Source organism: Polynucleobacter sp. AP-Jannik-300A-C4 (genome assembly GCF_018688335.1).
Classification (GTDB): Bacteria; Pseudomonadota; Gammaproteobacteria; order Burkholderiales; family Burkholderiaceae; genus Polynucleobacter.
Genome location: NZ_CP061316.1, coordinates 1,065,533 through 1,082,661, shown reverse-complemented (window position 1 = coordinate 1,082,661; position 17,129 = coordinate 1,065,533). Strand labels below are relative to the sequence as shown.

Sequence of the window (17,129 nt, the reverse complement as noted above, 5' to 3'; positions counted from 1 at the left end):
AGCTTCACTGGGTGACCAGGCCCCCGTGACGAAGTAGGGCATCAATACTTGGCTCTCTGCCTCTAAATGCCTTGAATGACTCAGCTGCCGGACGACTGCCACCTACCTCTAAGATCTCTTGGCGATAACGAGTGCCAGTTTTTTCATCTAGCACACTACCGGTGAGTTTTGCTGCTTCTTCAAAAGCAGAGTACACATCCGCAGAGAGTACTTCAGCCCATTTATAGCTGTAATAGCCTGCGGCGTAACCGCCTGCAAAAATATGGCTAAAGGTATTAATCCATCGAGAGATAGCAGGCTGAGGAATAACATTGAATTGATCCGCAATGCTCTTAGATAGATCCAACACCGCCTGCCCTTTTGCATTTTCAACATCAAAATTAGCGTGCAGACGCCAGTCGGTTAGAGACATCACCACCTGACGCAATGTCATATAACCATTTTGGAAATTCTTGGCCGCTAGAATCTTGTCATAGAGTTCTCTGGGGAGCGGTTTTCCAGTCTCTGCATGTGCGGTCATCTTCTCTAAGACTTCCCATTCCCAGCAGAAATTTTCCATAAACTGGCTTGGCAACTCCACTGCATCCCATTCAACACCATTAATGCCAGATACGCCTAGGGCACTTACCTGAGTTAAGAGGTGGTGCATGCCATGACCACTTTCATGGAATAGGGTGATGACATCATCATGAGTAATAGTGGGTTGACGCAGTACGCCATCAACTTTTACTGGCGGCGCAAAGTTGCAAACCAAATACGCTACTGGCACTTGAATCTCACCATTGGGTAATTCTCTGCGACCACGCGCATCATCCATCCAAGCGCCACCACGTTTACCAGGGCGAGCATATGGGTCAAGGTAGAAGTAGGCTACAACCTTGTCTTCAGCATTCTTAACCGAGAAGGACTGAACATCCGAATGCCATGTTGGTAGATTGGCGCTCTCAATATTCACGCCAAACAAAGTCTGGATTACTTGAAAGAGTCCATCTAGCACTTTGGGCAGCGGGAAGTATTGCTTCAGCTCATTCTCAGAGAATGAGTAGCGCTCTTGTTTAAGTCTTTCAGAGGCAAAAGCAATATCCCATGGCTCTAATCCATCAATAGTCAATTCAGTTTTTGCAAACTCTGAAAGCTCTTGCCAATCTTTCTGTGCAAATGGTTTTGCTTTATGTGCAAAGGTAGTTAGGAAAGTATCTACCTCACTGACACTACTAGCCATTTTGGGGGCTAAACTCAGGGCTGCATAGTTTTCAAATCCCAGCATGCGTGCTTCTTCATCACGCAATTTGAGTTGCTCCAACATATTTGCAGTGTTATCCCAATCTAGCTTCCCCTTTGAAAATTGGGGTGCTAATTCCGATGCTCGCGTGACGTAAGCTTCATACATCAAGCGGCGGAGTGCGCGATTCTCTGAATACTGCATGAATGGGTAGTAAGAGGGGAAGTGGAGGGTAAAAGCCCAACCTTGCAGACCCTTTTGCTGGGCAGTATCTGCTGCTGCAGCAATAGCATCTTCAGGCAATCCAGCTAACTCAGATTTGTCGGTAATGACATGGACAAAGCTATCAGTCGCATCTAAAACATGGTCGGAAAATGCTTTTCCTAACAATGCTTGCTCATCCTGAATTTGAGAAAAGCGAGGCTTATCAGCATCACTCAGTTCAGCGCCACCAAGACGAAAATCCCTTAAAGAATTTTCAATCACTTTTTTCTGTGAAGCACTCAAATTGGCATAGTCAGCACTTTGACTAAGCTCTTTGAATCTTTGGTAAAGCGCTAGGTTTTGGCCTAGGCTGGAGAAGAACGCAGTCACCTTGGGGATCATCTCACCATAAGCTGCTCTCAGTTCTGGGGTGTCTGCAACACTATTGAGGTGCGAAATTACCCCCCAAGATCTGCTGAGGGATTCGGTAGCATCTTCGAGGGGCTCAAGAAGTTCGTTCCAACTTGCTGGAGTCTTTGGGTCGATTGCTAGAGCTACTGCTTTTTCCGCCTGTGCCAGTAGAAAATCTATTGCAGGTTGAATGTCAGAAGACTTGACCTGAGAGTAGTCGCAAATACCGCGACCGAATGAAATAAGTGGATTCTGTTGTAGCACAGTAGAAGCTTGTAGAGGGGTAGATGTAGTCATCCCTCTAGCTTAATGGACTGAGAGCAATTTTGCCAAAAGTCTCAATCAATTCCTTAGTGTTTTGCTGCCTTTTCTGCCGCTTCTAAGGTGTTCATGAGGAGCATGGTGATCGTCATGGGGCCGACGCCACCAGGTACAGGCGTGATCCAGCCAGCAACGTACTGGGCTGCATCAAAATCGACATCACCACAAAGCTTGCCATCAGGCATGCGATTGATACCTACATCGATTACAACAGCGCCATTTTTTACCATATCGCCAGTAATCATTTTGGGTTTGCCGGTAGCAACTACCAAGATGTCAGCATCTTTAGTGTGATGCGCCAGGTCACGCGTTTTGCTATTGCAAATCGTGACTGTAGCTCCCGCTTGGAGCAAGAGCATTGCCATCGGCTTGCCAACGATATTGGAGGCGCCCACGATCACTGCACGTGCTCCGCGGATTGGGTATTCAATGCTTTCAAGAATCTTCATACAGCCATACGGCGTACATGGTTTGAATTCAGGTTGGCCCACCATTAAGGCGCCAGCATTCGCTACGTGAAAACCATCCACATCTTTTTCTGGGGCAATAGCTTCAAGAACACGTTCCGCTGCAATGTGTTCTGGCAGGGGAAGTTGAACCAAGATTCCATGAATGGAAGGGTCAGCGTTGAGAGTGGCAATACGAGCTAGTAATTCTTCCTCACCCAAATCAGCTGAATATCGCTCAAGTACAGAATGAAAGCCGACATCTTCACAAGCCTTTACTTTATTGCGGACATAAACCTGGCTTGCTGGGTTCTCTCCAACAACAATGACTGCTAGGCCTGGTCTAACGCCTTTGGCGGTGACGATTGCGCCACGTGCAGCAATTTCAGTGCGAAGTTTTTTGGATAAGGCAACGCCGTCGAGTAGCTGTGCAGGCATAAGAAGTTAGTTAGGTTGTGGGTCTGATAGCGCTAAGCGGAGTAAGTCTGCAACGGTATTCACATTGAGCTTTTCCATAATATTGGCACGGTGTGCCTCAACAGTTTTGATGGAAATACTAAGATCATCTGCAATCTGTTTGTTCAAGCGGCCAGCCACAATACGTTCGAGAACTTGGCGCTCACGCCCAGTAAGTTTACTTAAGAGGCTCTGAGTGATTTTGCGTTGGCTTGCCTGAGAATAATCAACGCGTGCTTTTGCAAGCATACGATCTACCAAACCGCAGAGATCGTTTTCTTTAAAAGGCTTTTCAATAAAATCAACTGCACCACGTTTCATTGTTGAAACTGCCATTGAGACATCGCCATGACCAGTGATAAATGCAACTGGCATTGGTAGATTTTCGCTTATCAAACGTTCTTGTAATTCAAGGCCTGACATGCCTGACATTCGAACATCTAAAATGGCGCAAGAGATCGTAGATCTATCAGTGCTTTGAAGCGACTGCAAGAATCGCTCAGCGCTTGCATGGCAGCGTACAACATACCCATTGCTTTCTAGTAGCCAGGTGAGGGAGTCACGAACTGCCTCATCGTCATCTACAACATAAACCACTTCAGCTTGGTTGGGTTTGGCAGCTGCACTGATATTCATATTAGTTCTCACAGATAAATCTAAAAATACATAAATTAACTACTTACCATTGAGCCCGGAGACTCTAGGGGTAATAATATTGTAAAGGTGCAGCCAGATAGCTTTGTTTGTTCTGCATCCATCTGATTTTTTGCCCAAAGTCGACCCTGGTGGGACTCGATCACAGACCGGCAAATATTGAGACCCATGCCCATTCCATCGTTTTTAGTGCTAAAAAAGGGCTCAAACATCCGTTCGATAACGGAATCAGCGATTCCAGCGCCAGTATCAGTCACTTGGATCCGGAGCATTGCGGGAAAAGTGCTGGTTTCTAGATCGGCTGAAATTTTGACTGGAGGGGCAGACCAGCGAGATGAGAGAGGGTAAACCTCTCGCATACTATCCAAGGAATTCTTAAGAAGGTTTACTAAGACCTGCAAAATTAACACGGGATCCACATCAACTGGTGGGATATTTTCAGCAATTTCCGTAGCTATATTTAGGCGGTGTCGATGTGCTTCGATCTCAACTAAGCCAACCGCATCATTAATAATTTCACTGATGTCAGAAGATTTTCGTTGTGGTTCACTACGCTTCACAAAACCTTTAATGCGCTGAATGATGGTTCCTGCCCTATGCGCTTGGTCGGAGGCTTTTTCTAGCGCAGGAAGAATATCTTTTTGCAAGCCGGGTTCAAGTTGCCCTTGCAATCGTTTAGCTACACCCATGCAGTAGTTGGAGATTGCGGCGAGCGGTTGATTTAACTCATGAGCAAGTGATGACGCCATTTCACCCATAGTTGTTAAGCGGCTAGAGAATTGCATACGCTCTTCTTGTTGACGGGCTAAATCTTCCGCTTCAATACGAATCGTAATATCTGTTGCAATCAATAGTTGAGCTAACTGTCCATCAACCCACGGTAAAAAACGTCTACGTACTTCATACCACTTTGAAGTTCCTGTTGCTGGATCCAGTAATTGAATTTCTTCTGACTCTGTTTCTTGATGGAGTGAGGAGGCTGAACTAGATTCAATTGAAGCTTGAAATATTTTTTGTTTGATCTCACCTCCGGCTAAATCGCAATGGCCTTTAGCGCAGCTTCCAAAACGTTCCCGATAGAAGCGATTTGCAAACAGTAATTCACCCGTTTCATTGGAGACTACCGAAACAGAAGCATCCAAACCTTCCAAAACGGTAATGAATCGCTCCTGCGAAGCAGCCAATTCCTCACGAATTTTCTTTGGCTCAGAAATATCAATTAATGAAGTGATCCAGCCAGTTTGCTTTCCTTTTTCATCAATTAGTGGAGCAATAAAGGTGCGAGTCTGGATGACTGAGCCATTCCGATGAAGAATTGAGCCCTCAACACCAATCTTTTTATCTTGATTGAGCGTCATTTTGAGAGCCTGATTCATTTTTTCCGTGAGCTCTTCTTTTTGCTCCTCGGGCCAGAAGGCAAAAGGGGGGCTCAGCCCTATTAGCTCTTCTGCTGACCAACCAGTCATCTCGCAAAATGCGGGGTTGACATAGGTTATCGCCCGATTCATATCATGTGCACGAATACCAACTGGCGTGGAGTTCTCCATCGCGCTACGAAAATTAGTCTCAGCCCGAAGATTTGCCTCTACCTCTTGCCGAACTTGCATTTGTTTCAAAACAGACCACAAACTCCAAATGACGAATGCACTTAAACCCAGAACAACGCCAATCAACATCCTGAAAGTTAAATTGGTTTCTGGTGGGTAGGTGTCGATTCTGAGGCTGAGATTGGGGCTGAGAACGCCAATATCCAGACTAGTTTGGTTGCTAAATGCCCGCTTCGGGGTATTTTTATCAGATGAGATTGCTAGGACCTGATCATCATCTGTAATTAATGTGAATCGGTATTGCGCTTTAAGTTCCCCTGGAATCATTTCCAGTATGCCCTGGGTTGTGTAAAGGGCAGCAACCATTCCTTTAATTTCATTGCCAGAAATTTGAGGCACGGTTTGCCAAAATACATTGCGAATTTCTTTGGAGATCACCTCGTCACTTGGGACTTCGAGCGAGATGAAATTGCTAAACGCTGGTCTATTGGTAGCAGCGCTGAGCTCAAGTGTTCTCTGCAGTGCCTTGTTGATGACACTTGCATTATTTATTTTATTAAACCAATCTGTTTTTAAATTATGCGGCGGAACCTTCCATTGGCCCTGATATGTTTCATCAAACCAAACGATCTTCGCAATTTCATGATTGCTTTGCAGAATATTTTCTGCCTGAATGATTACGTTATCTTTTAACTTTACAGAATCACCAGCGCTAACATAATCCCGCCCAATAGATTGCAATACATCCGCATTGTTTGCAAAGCGCAATTGAATACGCTGCTTTGCAAAAGAGAGTTCTCTAAATAGAGCCGCTTCTTGCTGACTTTTTTCTTGAAGCTGAAGTGTGCCCATGATGACGCCCATCACCACGGTAAACAAAACAATCGCGATTAATGGTGTGTAAACAAGCTTAAATCCCCGTATTCGGCGGATCCACCTCACAGGCTTGAGTTGCCATATTGAAAATGCGATTTTTTTCATGTAATTGGGCTATTTTGCCTTACTAGAGTCCTTTCTCACTCTGGATTTCATTTTTTGTATTTTTCGATTGCGATGCAACAAAATATCACATAGTGATAAATATTATCATTATGTGGAAAATTGCTTGTTTACACCCATGGACCTTCCTAGAATGTTGCCTATAGAGTGAATAAATCAGACCGATGTGACTAATGGAGGCAGTTTATGGCAGCAGTTCCAGATCAAATTTTGGGTAGCGCAGGAAAGCAAGATGCGGATCCAGGTGAAACTCAAGAATGGTTGCAGGCCTTAGATGGCGTGATTCGCAATGAGGGCCCTGAACGCGCGGCTTATCTCATAGATCAGCAAATCTCTCATGCTCGGGTTAATGGAGTTAATCAAGCATTTCATGCTGAAACTCCCTATATCAATACGATTCCAGTTGAGCAACAAGCACGCTTACCTGGCGATCAAAATGTCGAACATCGGATTCGTTCATACACTCGCTGGAATGCGATGGCCATGGTTCTTCGCGCAAACAAAGACACCAATGTTGGTGGACATATTTCATCCTTCCAGTCTGCAGCCACCTTATACGACGTTGGCTTTAACCATTTTTGGCGCGCACCATCCCCAGAGCATGGCGGCGACCTAATTTTTGTTCAAGGACATTCAGCGCCGGGTGTTTATGCACGGGCTTACATGCTCGGCCGATTATCCGATGAACAACTCAATAATTTCCGTCAAGAAGTTGGTGGTAAGGGTGTCTCTAGTTATCCTCATCCTTGGTTAATGCCAGATTTCTGGCAGTTCCCAACAGTGTCTATGGGACTTGGTCCCATCATGGCTATTTATCAAGCGCGCTTTATGCGCTATATGCAGGACCGCGGATTTATTAAGGCAGAGGGGCGTAAAGTTTGGGCCTTTCTTGGTGACGGTGAAACTGATGAGCCAGAATCACTCGGCGCAATTGGTATGGCCGGCCGTGAAAAATTAGACAACCTGATTTTTGTTGTGAATTGCAACTTGCAACGTCTTGATGGTCCTGTGCGTGGTAACGGCAAGATTATTCAAGAGCTTGAAAGCGAATTCCGTGGTGCTGGTTGGAATGTCATTAAAGTAGTTTGGGGTGGCCATTGGGATGCTTTATTTGCTCGAGATAAAAAAGGCATCTTGATGCAGCGTCTTGGTGAAATCGTGGATGGTGAGTACCAAACCATGAAGGCTAAGAATGGTGCTTATGTGCGTGAGATCGTATTCAACACACCTGAATTAAAGTCTTTAGTTAGCGATTGGAGTGATGAAGAAATTTGGCAGCTCAATCGCGGTGGTCATGATCCCCATAAAGTATTTGCAGCGTTTCATTCAGCTGTAAATCATAAAGATCAACCAACCGTTATCTTGGCGCACACCATTAAGGGTTACGGTATGGGTGGATCAGGTGAGGCTATGAATATTGCCCACCAAGCCAAGAAGATGAATGCAGATGACGTGCGTCGTTTCCGTGATCGTTTTGAGATCCCCGTAAAAGATGATCAATTGGATGAAATGCCTTTGGTGAAGTTCGCCGATGGTAGCCCTGAACTTGAATATATGAAGGCGCGTCGTCAAGAGTTGGGTGGTTACTTGCCGCAGCGTCGCATGAAGGCTGAGAGTTTGCCGGTTCCTGCGCTTGAGGTATTTGCGCCCTTGCTGGAAGCTACTACTGAAGGTCGTGAGATTTCCACAACCATGGCTTTTGTTCGCATTCTCAATACGATTGTGCGTGACAAGGTTTTAGGCAAGAGGGTGGTTCCGATTGTTCCAGACGAGTCGCGTACTTTTGGTATGGAAGGCATGTTCCGCCAGCTCGGTATTTGGAATCAGTTAGGTCAGCTCTACACCCCAGAAGATCATGATCAATTGATGTTCTATAAAGAGGATAAAACTGGTCAGATTTTGCAAGAGGGTATTAATGAAGCAGGCGGTATGTGCGATTGGATTGCCGCTGCAACTTCATATTCAACTCATGGCGTACCGATGTTGCCTTTCTATATCTTCTACTCCATGTTTGGCTTCCAGCGCATTGGCGATCTCTGTTGGGCTGCTGGTGATATGCGTAGCCGCGGTTTCTTGCTTGGCGGTACTGCTGGAAGAACTACTCTGAACGGTGAAGGCCTTCAGCATGAAGATGGACACAGTCAAGTTTGGAGCGCTGCTATTCCAAACTGTATCAGCTATGACCCTTCATTTGCATTTGAGGTAGCTGTGGTGATTCAGGATGGTATGCGTCGCATGCTGGCTGAACAAGAAGATGTGTACTACTACATCACTCTCATGAATGAGAATTACGCTCATCCAGCAATGCCAAAGGGTGCAGAACAAGACATCATTAAGGGCATGTACAAGCTCAAGTCAGTTGGTGATGCTAATGCGAAACTGCGCGTTCAGCTTTTAGGCTCTGGCACGATTTTCCGTGAAGTGATTGAGGCTGCTGAAATCTTGCATAAAGATTGGGGTATTGCATCGGATTTGTGGGGTTGCCCAAGCTTTACCGAGTTAGGTCGTGATTGGAATGCAGTTCATCGTAGCAATCTATTAAACCCAACAGCAGTGCCATCTCTGTCACATGTTGAGAAGTGCTTGAAAGATACCGTTGGTCCAATTGTTGCTGCCACTGACTATGTGCGTCTTTTTGCGGAGCAGATTCGTCCTGCGATTCAGCACATGGGCCGTCGTTATGAAGTTTTAGGCACTGATGGATTCGGCCGCTCAGATACTCGTGAAAAGTTACGCGATTTCTTCGAAGTAGATCGTCGCTGGGTTGTATTGACAGCTTTACGTTCTTTGGTGGATGCCGGCCAGATTGATCGTCAAGTGCTAGCTGAAGCGATTAAGAAATACGAAATCGATATCACCAAACCAAACCCAATGACGGTTTGATAAGAGACAGACTATGAGCCAACTAATTGATATTAAAGTCCCGGATATCGGGGATTACAAAGATGTGCCTGTCATCGAGGTATTGGTAAAGGCCGGTGATCGTGTTGAGAAAGAGCAGTCGATTGTTGTTCTTGAATCAGATAAGGCAACCATGGACGTTCCCTCATCCCATTCAGGTGTGGTGAAAGAGGTCAGGGTGAAGGTGGGTGACTCTATTTCAGAGGGCGCTGTGGTTCTGGTGCTTGAAGAAAGTGGCGCTATTGCTCCCGCACCAACTCAAACTGCCTCAGCTCCAGTAGCCGCGAAATCTGAGCCTGTTGCGGCGGCGGCCCCAAAAGTAGAGCCACCGATTGTGCGCGCACCTGCGCCACCGCCAATAACTATAGCCCCAGTTGAGATTGATCCCACTGCAAGTCACGCCAGCCCGTCAGTGCGTAAATTTGCTCGTGAACTTGGCGTCACCGTTCACCAAGTTAAGGGATCTGGCCCTAAAGGCAGAATTACTCAAGAAGATGTCCAGGCCTTTGTAAAAGCTGCCATGAGCGGCGGAGCTGGAAGTCCATCTAGTGCATCTGGCGGAAGCTTGGGCGGCCTGAATTTAATTCCTTGGCCTAAGGTCGATTTCTCTAAGTTTGGTGAGACAGAGCGCCAACCATTAAATCGTATAAAGAAATTGACTGCTGCGAACTTAGGTCGTAACTGGGTCATGATTCCTGCTGTGACTTATCACGAGGATGCAGACATCACCGATTTAGAGGCATTTAGAGTTCTCACAAATAAAGAGAATGAAAAGCAGGGGCTCAAAATCACGATGTTGGCTTTCTTAATGAAAGCTGCTGTTGCAGCACTTAAGAAATTCCCTGAATTTAATAGTTCTATTGACGGTGATGATTTGGTGTTGAAGAAATACTTCAATATAGCCTTTGCTGCCGATACTCCAAATGGCTTAGTAGTGCCAGTGATTCGTGATGCAGATAAAAAAGGCATCTTTGAGCTCGCGCGTGAAACCTCTGAATTGGCTGCTCTAGCGCGAGACGGAAAACTCAAGCCAGAACAAATGCAGGGTGCTAGTTTTACGATCTCTTCTTTAGGTGGTATTGGCGGTACGTATTTCTCGCCTATCGTCAATGCACCCGAAGTGGCAATTTTGGGGGTAAGTAAAGCTGCTATGAAACCAGTGTGGGATGGCAAGCAATTTGTTCCTCGTTTAATTTGCCCGTTGTCCTTAAGTGCTGATCATCGCGTCATTGATGGTGCTTTAGCAACGCGCTTCAACGTCTATATCGCTCAGCTCATGTCCGACTTCCGTCGCGCGGTACTATAAGGAAAAGATATGGCTAAGCAAATTATTCTCGTGCCAGATATTGGTGATTACTCAGATGTTCCGGTAATTGAAGTACTCATTAAAGTGGGTGATGTGATTGAAAAAGAACAGCCATTACTTGTTCTTGAATCTGACAAAGCAACCATGGAAGTTCCAGCGGATGCTGCAGGAACCATTCTCAGTATTTCTGTAAAAGCTGGCGACAAAGTGAGCAAGGGTAGTGCGATTGCTGAGATTGAAGTCGGAGCAGCATCCGCTCCTCAGGCTTCTTCACCCGCAGCCAGTCCAACTCCTGCACCAGTCCCAGTATCGGCTCCAGTGATCACTGCTCCTATCGCTGGTCAGTACAGCGGCAAAGTGGATCACGAGTGTGAAGTGCTTGTATTGGGCGCTGGTCCCGGTGGATATAGCGCTGCATTCCGTAGCGCAGATTTAGGCATGAACACGATTTTGATTGAGCGTTATGCAACATTAGGCGGTGTTTGTTTGAACGTGGGCTGCATTCCATCAAAGGCTTTGCTCCACACGACTGCAGTGATGGATGAAGTAAAAACGATGTCTAAGCATGGCATTAGTTATGGCGCCCCCAAAATTGAGATTGATCAATTGCGTGGCTACAAAGACTCTGTCATTGCTAAGTTAACCGGCGGATTGGCTGGTATGGCTAAAGCGCGCAAAGTAACTGTGGTGCGTGGGTTGGGACGCTTCTTGGATGCGAATCATGTTGAGGTTGAGCTCACTAAAGGCGATGGTCAAGATCTAGCTGGTCAAAAAGAAGTAGTGCGTTTTCAAAAGGCAATCATTGCAGCTGGAAGTCAGCCAGTAAAGCTCCCATTTTTGCCGGAAGATCCGCGCATCGTGGATAGTACTGGTGCCTTATTGCTCAAGAGTATTCCAAAGCGCATGTTAGTGATTGGCGGCGGCATTATTGGTCTGGAGATGGCTACTGTCTACAGCACCTTAGGCTCCCGTATAGATATTGCTGAGATGATGGATGGTCTGATGGCCGGAGCCGATCGTGATTTAGAAAAGGTTTGGGAGAAATTTAACTCTGGCCGTTTTGAAAAGATCATGCTCAAGACCCGTGCGTCAAAAGCTGAAGTAAAAGCGGATGGTATCCAGGTCAGTTTTGATGGCGAGAATGCTCCCGCAGAGCCCCAAACTTATGACTTAGTACTAGTAGCGGTGGGACGCACGCCCAACGGCAAGAAAATTGATGCATCTGCTGCAGGCGTCATTGTTGATGAGAGAGGTTTTATACCGGTCGACAATCAAATGCGTACCAATGTGAACAATATCTTTGCGATTGGCGACATTGTTGGTCAACCCATGCTGGCTCATAAAGCTGTGCATGAAGGTCATGTCGCTGCTGAAGTTGCTGCTGGTGAAAAATCTTACTTCGATGCTAAGCAAATTCCGTCTGTTGCTTATACCGATCCAGAAGTAGCTTGGGCTGGTTTGACTGAAGAGCAATGTAAGGCTCAGGGAATCGCTTATGAGAAGGGTTTATTCCCATGGGCTGCCAGTGGTAGAGCTATAGCCAATGGTCGAGATGAGGGATTCACTAAGTTGATTTTTGATGCTACCAGCAAACGCATCATTGGCGGAGGAATTGTAGGTACTCATGCTGGTGATTTAATCGGTGAAGTGTGTCTTGCGATTGAGATGGGTGCTGATGCTGTTGATATTGGTAAAACCATTCATCCGCATCCAACCTTAGGTGAGTCAGTTGGTTTAGCTGCAGAGGCGGCACATGGTCACTGCACTGATTTACCGCCAGTAAAAAAGAAGGCACATTAGAACGCTTGCTATTTTCCGATTAAGAAAAAGCCCCGAACATGGGGCTTTTTTTCTTTCTGCTTTTCACCAAAGGAAAAAACAGAGATAGGGTAGGGCTACTTTTTCTTAGTAGCTTTGCTTGCAGGCTTGCTACTTGCTTTAATTGTTTTCTCAACTGAGCTATTAGCGCTATTCAGATTGGTTTGAGCAACTTCAACTGCATGTTTGACAGCTTTTTGGCTAGTTTCAAATACGTTTTTAGCAGAGGCAATGGCTTGTTTGATGGCGACAACAGCAGCCTCAGATCCTGCTGGCGCATTCTTAGTCCAATCCTCAACCAATGCATTAATTTTTAACTGTCCAGCTTGAAACTCTTTCTCGGCAGACTTTGTAAAGCTTGCTTGAGTTTCATGGGCTAATTCATACAAATGACGGCTATAAGCCATGATTTTTTCAGCCATCGGCTGAACTGCCTCGGCTTGATGGGCGAGGAGTTGTTGAATATCTTTTACTTCTAATGCCTTTTTGGCGCTGCTCATACTGTCGCCTAAGCTTTGTTTGGCAATATGCATATTGAGCTCAACTAGTTTTTCAATGCTCTGAAGTGCTTGATTAGTTAGTCCACTCAAAGTTTCTAGATTGGCTTTTTGTGCTGCTGCAATTTGTTCTGGCGTTAGATTCATTTCTTCCCTTTCCTGTGGGCCTGATTCATTTCTTCACTATGAGCTTTATCTCAATATTGTCAATTCATTTAGCTATCATTTTATCGTATTAATGGTGCGCTGCAATATTAAGAGGAGTGTTGTCAGACATACGGGGCTAGTTATGAATAAATAAGCCTAAAATCATTAATTGAATAAAAAAATCGCCTATTTTCAATAAGTTAAACATGAGTTTGAAGCTAGATAACCTAATTGCACCACTCTTTGTGGTGATATGGAGTACAGGTTTTGTGATTGCACGTCTAGCGATGCCTTATGTCGAGCCAGCCACATTTCTGTTTTGGCGCTTCATGGGTGTTTTAATGGCCATGGCATGCCTGAGTTTGGTCTGGAGAATCAGCTGGCCAAGCTGGCATCAAATGAAGCATATTGCCATTGCTGGGGTATTGCTACAGTTCGGTTACCTATTAGGAGTTTGGTTTGCCGTACGCTTGGGCATGGCTGCAGGCTTGGTTGCAATTATTGTCGGTCTCCAACCAATTCTGACTGCATGGTTTGCGGCTTGGATTTCTGAAAAGGTGACTGGACGGCAGTGGGTTGGATTGTGTTTTGGGTTTGCTGGTGTGGCTCTGGTGGTGGCTGAAAAAATTGGCTTTACTCAAATCCCATTATTAAGCTACGTTCTTGCTTTCGCTGCTTTACTTGCTATTACATTCGGCACTCTGTATCAGAAGAAATTTTGCCCAGTCTTTGATCTTCGCGCTGGGTCATCAATTCAGTTTGGCGTATCAGCAGTTCTTTGCTTCATCTGTATGTATTACTTTGAGTCTGGAGTCATGGTTTGGAATGCTTCGGTTATTGGCGCTTTGCTATGGGCAATTTTCCCCTTATCAATCGGATCAATCAGTCTACTATTTATGATGATTCGTAAGGGGGCGGCAACCAAGGTAACAAGCCTCTTGTACCTAACACCACCAACTACTGCAGTAATGGCCTGGTTTTTATTTGATGAGCCTTTCACACTGATGATGGCAGGTGGCCTTATATTGACCATGACTGGAGTCATATTGGTTAATCGAGGGCAAGCAAAGGCAGTTGCTACGATTGCAGAGTAAGAGTGCCTCACAAGAGAGTTTTCTAGTCAATGCAGGCAATAATGGCTGTAGAGAAGAAAAAGTTATTTATCATTCAGTATGTTAAAAGTTTTGGAAGGTTATTTGGGATGCACTTGAAACGATTTTGGCTTATTGCGTTTGTTGGGCTAATGTCATTTGGCCTAATTACTTCTTTTCAGGCAAGTGCAAGCAATAATGACCCCAAGGCTTCGAAGACATCCAAGGCGCCGCCCAAATCGGCTGCAAAGAAGCAAGTGAAATCTTCTAAGAAGCCCAAAACAGTTCGGACCACGGTGACCCGTTCAAGCGAGCCTGTGGTGGCAGGAAGACCTTCATTTGCAACTGCCTTAGGGTTACGCGGTCAACATGATGACCTTAATCTGAAGTCCAGTGTTGCGATGGTTGTTAATCAAGATACCAAAGAGGTTTATTTTGAAAAAAACTCCTCTGTAAGTCTGCCGATCGCATCCATCACTAAACTGATGACTGCAATGGTGGTGCTTGACTCTAAATTGCCAATGGATGAGACACTCGTCATTAACTCAGATGATGTGAATATATATAGAAACTCCCGTCTTGCTGGCGGTACGGTCTTAACGAGAGAAGAGGCTCTATTATTGTCCTTGATGGCATCTGAAAATCGGGCAGCATATACTCTCGGTAGAAATTACCCAGGCGGTATCCCAGCCTTTATCGATGCCATGAATCTTAAGGCTAGAGAAATTGGGATGACACATTCCTTTTTTGCTGATCCCACCGGCCTTAAGAGTGAGAACGTAGCTTCAGCCGAAGATCTCGCCCGCATGTTGAGTGCAGCTTACCAATATAAAGTGATTCGTGAGTTTTCTACTTGGCCGGATCTCACTATGGTGATTGCAAAGCGTCCACAGAAATTCTTGAATACTAATCGTTTGGTGCGTGCTGGCGATATGAATATTGGCCTACAAAAAACAGGTTTCATTAATGCGGCAGGAAGGTGTTTAGTAATGCAAGCCAGAGTGAATAACACACCCTTGCTACTGGTTTTCTTGGACTCGGTTGGTACGCAATCGCGTTTTGCTGATGCAGTGAGGGTTCGGGATTGGTATGAGCATATGCCCTCAGGTGAACCTCAAGCTATTCGTCGCTTAATGTAAATCAAATTCGAAGCGTGTTTGATTCTCAGTAATTATTTTCGTTAACTTTGGGTTTGTAGCCCATTCCTTTGGAAATCTGCAGGGCTGTATCTTGCAAGAGCTTTAACCAGTCAGACTGAATGCGATCAGTAGGGGAGCTTAACGAAAGTCCTGCGACTAACTTGCCACTGTCATCATAAATCTCAGCCGCAACGCAACTTACGCCTAACTCTAATTCTTCATTGTCGCTTGCATGTCCTAATTTGCGCACTTGATTTAGCTCTAAATCCAGTTTACTTAACTCCGTAATGCTATTTCTGGTGTGCCCCGCTAAACCTGTACGCGTGACATAGGCGCGTACTTGATTCGGATCATCGCTCGCCAAAAATAATTTCCCAACCGATGTGAGGTGAAGTGGTGCACGCCCACCAATGGCGCGGACTACTTGCATGCCAGAGCGCTCGCTATAGGCCCTATCAATGTAGACAATCTCATCACCTTGTCTAACTGAGAGATTAATGGTCTCACCTGTAAGCTTATGTAGAGCACGCATTGGTGCTTGAGCAGCCTCGCGGACAGATAAACGGGCCTTAACGAGGTTGCCAAGCTCAAGCAGCTTAAGGCCTAGCCTGTAAGTCCCACCGTCTCCGCGCTCAACTAATCGGCAGGCTACTAAGTCATTGAGGATGCGGTGCGCGGTGGAAGGGTGTAGGTCAGTCTCTTCAGCTAGATTTTTAAGGCTGCTGGATTCTTCATGATTGGCTAGGGCATCAAGAAGATTCATCATGCGCTCAACCACCTGGATTGCGGTTTTACCAGCCTCGCCAGGTGCTTTTGACACTTTTTCGGTTTTGCTCGTACTCATGTTGTCAATTGTAGCGATTTTTGCTGAAATTGCACAATATGAAACGCAGATTGCCTATCTAAACCCAATTCCAGGGGCTAGCTAATCACTTTTTTAGAGCAGCTGCGCACTCACTAATGAGTTTTGGGCCACGGTAAATCAGCCCACTATAGATCTGCACTAGGCTCGCACCTGCCTGAACTTTTTCTAGTGCATCCTGGCCCGAGAGAATGCCACCAACACCAATAATCGGAATGGCGTCTCCCAAATATTGTTTGAGGTTTTTTACTACTTCTGTAGAGGCAATTCGAACTGGTGCGCCGGAGAGGCCGCCAAGTTCTTCGCCAAACTCAAGTCCTTTCACTGCATCGCGGGCAATCGTTGTATTGGTTGCGATAACGGCGTCAATCCTAAATTCCAGCAGGAGATCGGCGATGAGCTTGATATCACTTTGATCTAAGTCCGGTGCAATTTTTAAAAATAGGGGCTTGCGAACACCGTACTGATCACTTAGAGCTTCGCGCGCTACGTGCAGGGAGCTAAGGAGAGAGCGCAGCATATCTTCACCCTGAAGTGCGCGTAAGTTCTGGGTGTTAGGAGAGGAGATGTTGACAGTAATATACGAAGCAAGGTCATAAACCGCTTCCATAGCAGCGATGTAATCACTCGCAGCATTCTCTATTGGAGTGCTTGCATTCTTGCCAATGTTTAGTCCAACAATGCCACCATTTTGCCAATATGCAGACTCTCGTACACGCTTGACGCATGCATCGACACCATCGTTATTAAAGCCCATACGATTGATGATGGCTTGTGCTTCAGGCAAGCGAAACATGCGGGGCTTTGGATTGCCGGGTTGTGGTTTGGGTGTGACGGTTCCAATCTCTAAGAATCCAAAACCTAAAGAGCCTAGCGCATCAATATGCTTGCCATCTTTGTCGAGGCCTGCAGCAAGCCCTACAGGATTTGGAAAAGTGATGCCACAAAATGTGCGTGGATCCGGATCAGGTTGATTAACTAGACAACGCAATAAACCCCAACGTTGCGCTCGATCTAAATTGCTAAGGGTGACATTGTGAGCTTGCTCTGGATCTAAAGAAAAAAGCCAGGGGCGTAAAAGGGGGTAGCTATCGATCATGGGTAGATA

At 45.8% G+C, this 17,129-nt stretch carries 12 protein-coding genes; 5 read left to right on the top strand and 7 right to left on the bottom strand.

Features of this window, described 5'->3' with window-relative positions; genetic code table 11:
• Nucleotides 1-4 precede the first annotated feature (4 nt).
• From FD975_RS05670 to FD975_RS05655, 4 genes are read right to left on the bottom strand one after another with little or no spacing between them, the layout of a single operon-like run.
• Entirely contained in the window at nt 5-2,134 is a 2,130-nt protein-coding gene (locus FD975_RS05670) for a M3 family metallopeptidase (protein ID WP_215300933.1), read from the bottom strand.
• A gap of 53 nt (nt 2,135-2,187) precedes the next feature.
• A complete protein-coding gene (folD, locus tag FD975_RS05665; RefSeq protein ID WP_215300931.1) occupies nt 2,188-3,042 on the bottom strand; it encodes a bifunctional methylenetetrahydrofolate dehydrogenase/methenyltetrahydrofolate cyclohydrolase FolD in 855 nt (284 codons plus the stop codon).
• A 6-nt stretch (nt 3,043-3,048) separates the two neighbouring features.
• Nucleotides 3,049-3,696, bottom strand: a complete 648-nt coding sequence (locus FD975_RS05660) for a response regulator transcription factor (protein ID WP_215300928.1) — start codon at nt 3,694-3,696, stop codon at nt 3,049-3,051.
• 35 nt (nt 3,697-3,731) lie between these two features.
• On the bottom strand, nt 3,732-6,242 hold the full coding sequence (locus FD975_RS05655; RefSeq protein ID WP_215300927.1) for a PAS domain S-box protein: 2,511 nt from the start codon (nt 6,240-6,242) through the stop codon (nt 3,732-3,734).
• A gap of 204 nt (nt 6,243-6,446) precedes the next feature.
• On the opposite strand from FD975_RS05655, the gene aceE reads away from it, so the two are divergent.
• From aceE to lpdA, 3 genes are read left to right on the top strand one after another with little or no spacing between them, the layout of a single operon-like run.
• Nucleotides 6,447-9,143, top strand: coding sequence for a pyruvate dehydrogenase (acetyl-transferring), homodimeric type (gene aceE / locus FD975_RS05650; protein ID WP_215300925.1), 2,697 nt, complete (start codon nt 6,447-6,449; stop codon nt 9,141-9,143).
• 13 nt (nt 9,144-9,156) lie between these two features.
• On the top strand, nt 9,157-10,467 hold the full coding sequence (gene aceF, locus FD975_RS05645; RefSeq protein ID WP_215300923.1) for a dihydrolipoyllysine-residue acetyltransferase: 1,311 nt from the start codon (nt 9,157-9,159) through the stop codon (nt 10,465-10,467).
• A gap of 9 nt (nt 10,468-10,476) precedes the next feature.
• The gene (gene lpdA, locus FD975_RS05640) at nt 10,477-12,267 is read left to right on the top strand and encodes a dihydrolipoyl dehydrogenase (RefSeq protein WP_215300921.1); all 1,791 of its coding nucleotides are present in this window, start codon (nt 10,477-10,479) and stop codon (nt 12,265-12,267) included.
• 95 nt (nt 12,268-12,362) lie between these two features.
• Here lpdA and FD975_RS05635 read toward each other — a convergent pair whose 3' ends face one another.
• Complete coding sequence (locus FD975_RS05635) at nt 12,363-12,929, bottom strand: phasin family protein (RefSeq protein WP_215300919.1); 567 nt, start codon at nt 12,927-12,929, stop codon at nt 12,363-12,365.
• 206 nt (nt 12,930-13,135) lie between these two features.
• Between FD975_RS05635 and FD975_RS05630 the strand changes: the two genes are divergently transcribed.
• Nucleotides 13,136-14,023: a DMT family transporter gene (locus tag FD975_RS05630; protein WP_215300918.1), complete on the top strand. Its 888-nt coding sequence runs from the start codon at nt 13,136-13,138 to the stop codon at nt 14,021-14,023.
• Between the two features lie 107 nt (nt 14,024-14,130).
• Entirely contained in the window at nt 14,131-15,159 is a 1,029-nt protein-coding gene (locus FD975_RS05625; protein WP_215300916.1) for a serine hydrolase, read from the top strand.
• Nucleotides 15,160-15,184: 25 nt separating this feature from the next.
• On the opposite strand, the gene FD975_RS05620 is transcribed toward FD975_RS05625, so the two are convergent.
• Together FD975_RS05620 and FD975_RS05615 are read right to left on the bottom strand one after the other, a co-directional pair.
• The gene (locus FD975_RS05620) at nt 15,185-16,003 is read right to left on the bottom strand and encodes an IclR family transcriptional regulator (RefSeq protein WP_371743367.1); all 819 of its coding nucleotides are present in this window, start codon (nt 16,001-16,003) and stop codon (nt 15,185-15,187) included.
• A gap of 85 nt (nt 16,004-16,088) precedes the next feature.
• Entirely contained in the window at nt 16,089-17,120 is a 1,032-nt protein-coding gene (locus FD975_RS05615) for a quinone-dependent dihydroorotate dehydrogenase (RefSeq protein WP_215300914.1), read from the bottom strand.
• Nucleotides 17,121-17,129 lie beyond the last annotated feature (9 nt).

Excerpts from the sequence above, each read along its gene's own strand:
- FD975_RS05670 (WP_215300933.1), bottom strand. The coding sequence starts at position 2,134 with ATGACTACATCTACCCCTCTACAAGCTTCTACTGTGCTACAACAGAAT.
- folD (WP_215300931.1), bottom strand. The coding sequence starts at position 3,042 with ATGCCTGCACAGCTACTCGACGGCGTTGCCTTATCCAAAAAACTTCGC.
- FD975_RS05660 (WP_215300928.1), bottom strand. The coding sequence starts at position 3,696 with ATGAATATCAGTGCAGCTGCCAAACCCAACCAAGCTGAAGTGGTTTAT.
- FD975_RS05655 (WP_215300927.1), bottom strand. The coding sequence starts at position 6,242 with ATGAAAAAAATCGCATTTTCAATATGGCAACTCAAGCCTGTGAGGTGG.
- aceE (WP_215300925.1), top strand. The coding sequence starts at position 6,447 with ATGGCAGCAGTTCCAGATCAAATTTTGGGTAGCGCAGGAAAGCAAGAT.
- aceF (WP_215300923.1), top strand. The coding sequence starts at position 9,157 with ATGAGCCAACTAATTGATATTAAAGTCCCGGATATCGGGGATTACAAA.
- lpdA (WP_215300921.1), top strand. The coding sequence starts at position 10,477 with ATGGCTAAGCAAATTATTCTCGTGCCAGATATTGGTGATTACTCAGAT.
- FD975_RS05635 (WP_215300919.1), bottom strand. The coding sequence starts at position 12,929 with ATGAATCTAACGCCAGAACAAATTGCAGCAGCACAAAAAGCCAATCTA.
- FD975_RS05630 (WP_215300918.1), top strand. The coding sequence starts at position 13,136 with ATGAGTTTGAAGCTAGATAACCTAATTGCACCACTCTTTGTGGTGATA.
- FD975_RS05625 (WP_215300916.1), top strand. The coding sequence starts at position 14,131 with ATGCACTTGAAACGATTTTGGCTTATTGCGTTTGTTGGGCTAATGTCA.
- FD975_RS05620 (WP_371743367.1), bottom strand. The coding sequence starts at position 16,003 with ATGAGTACGAGCAAAACCGAAAAAGTGTCAAAAGCACCTGGCGAGGCT.
- FD975_RS05615 (WP_215300914.1), bottom strand. The coding sequence starts at position 17,120 with ATGATCGATAGCTACCCCCTTTTACGCCCCTGGCTTTTTTCTTTAGAT.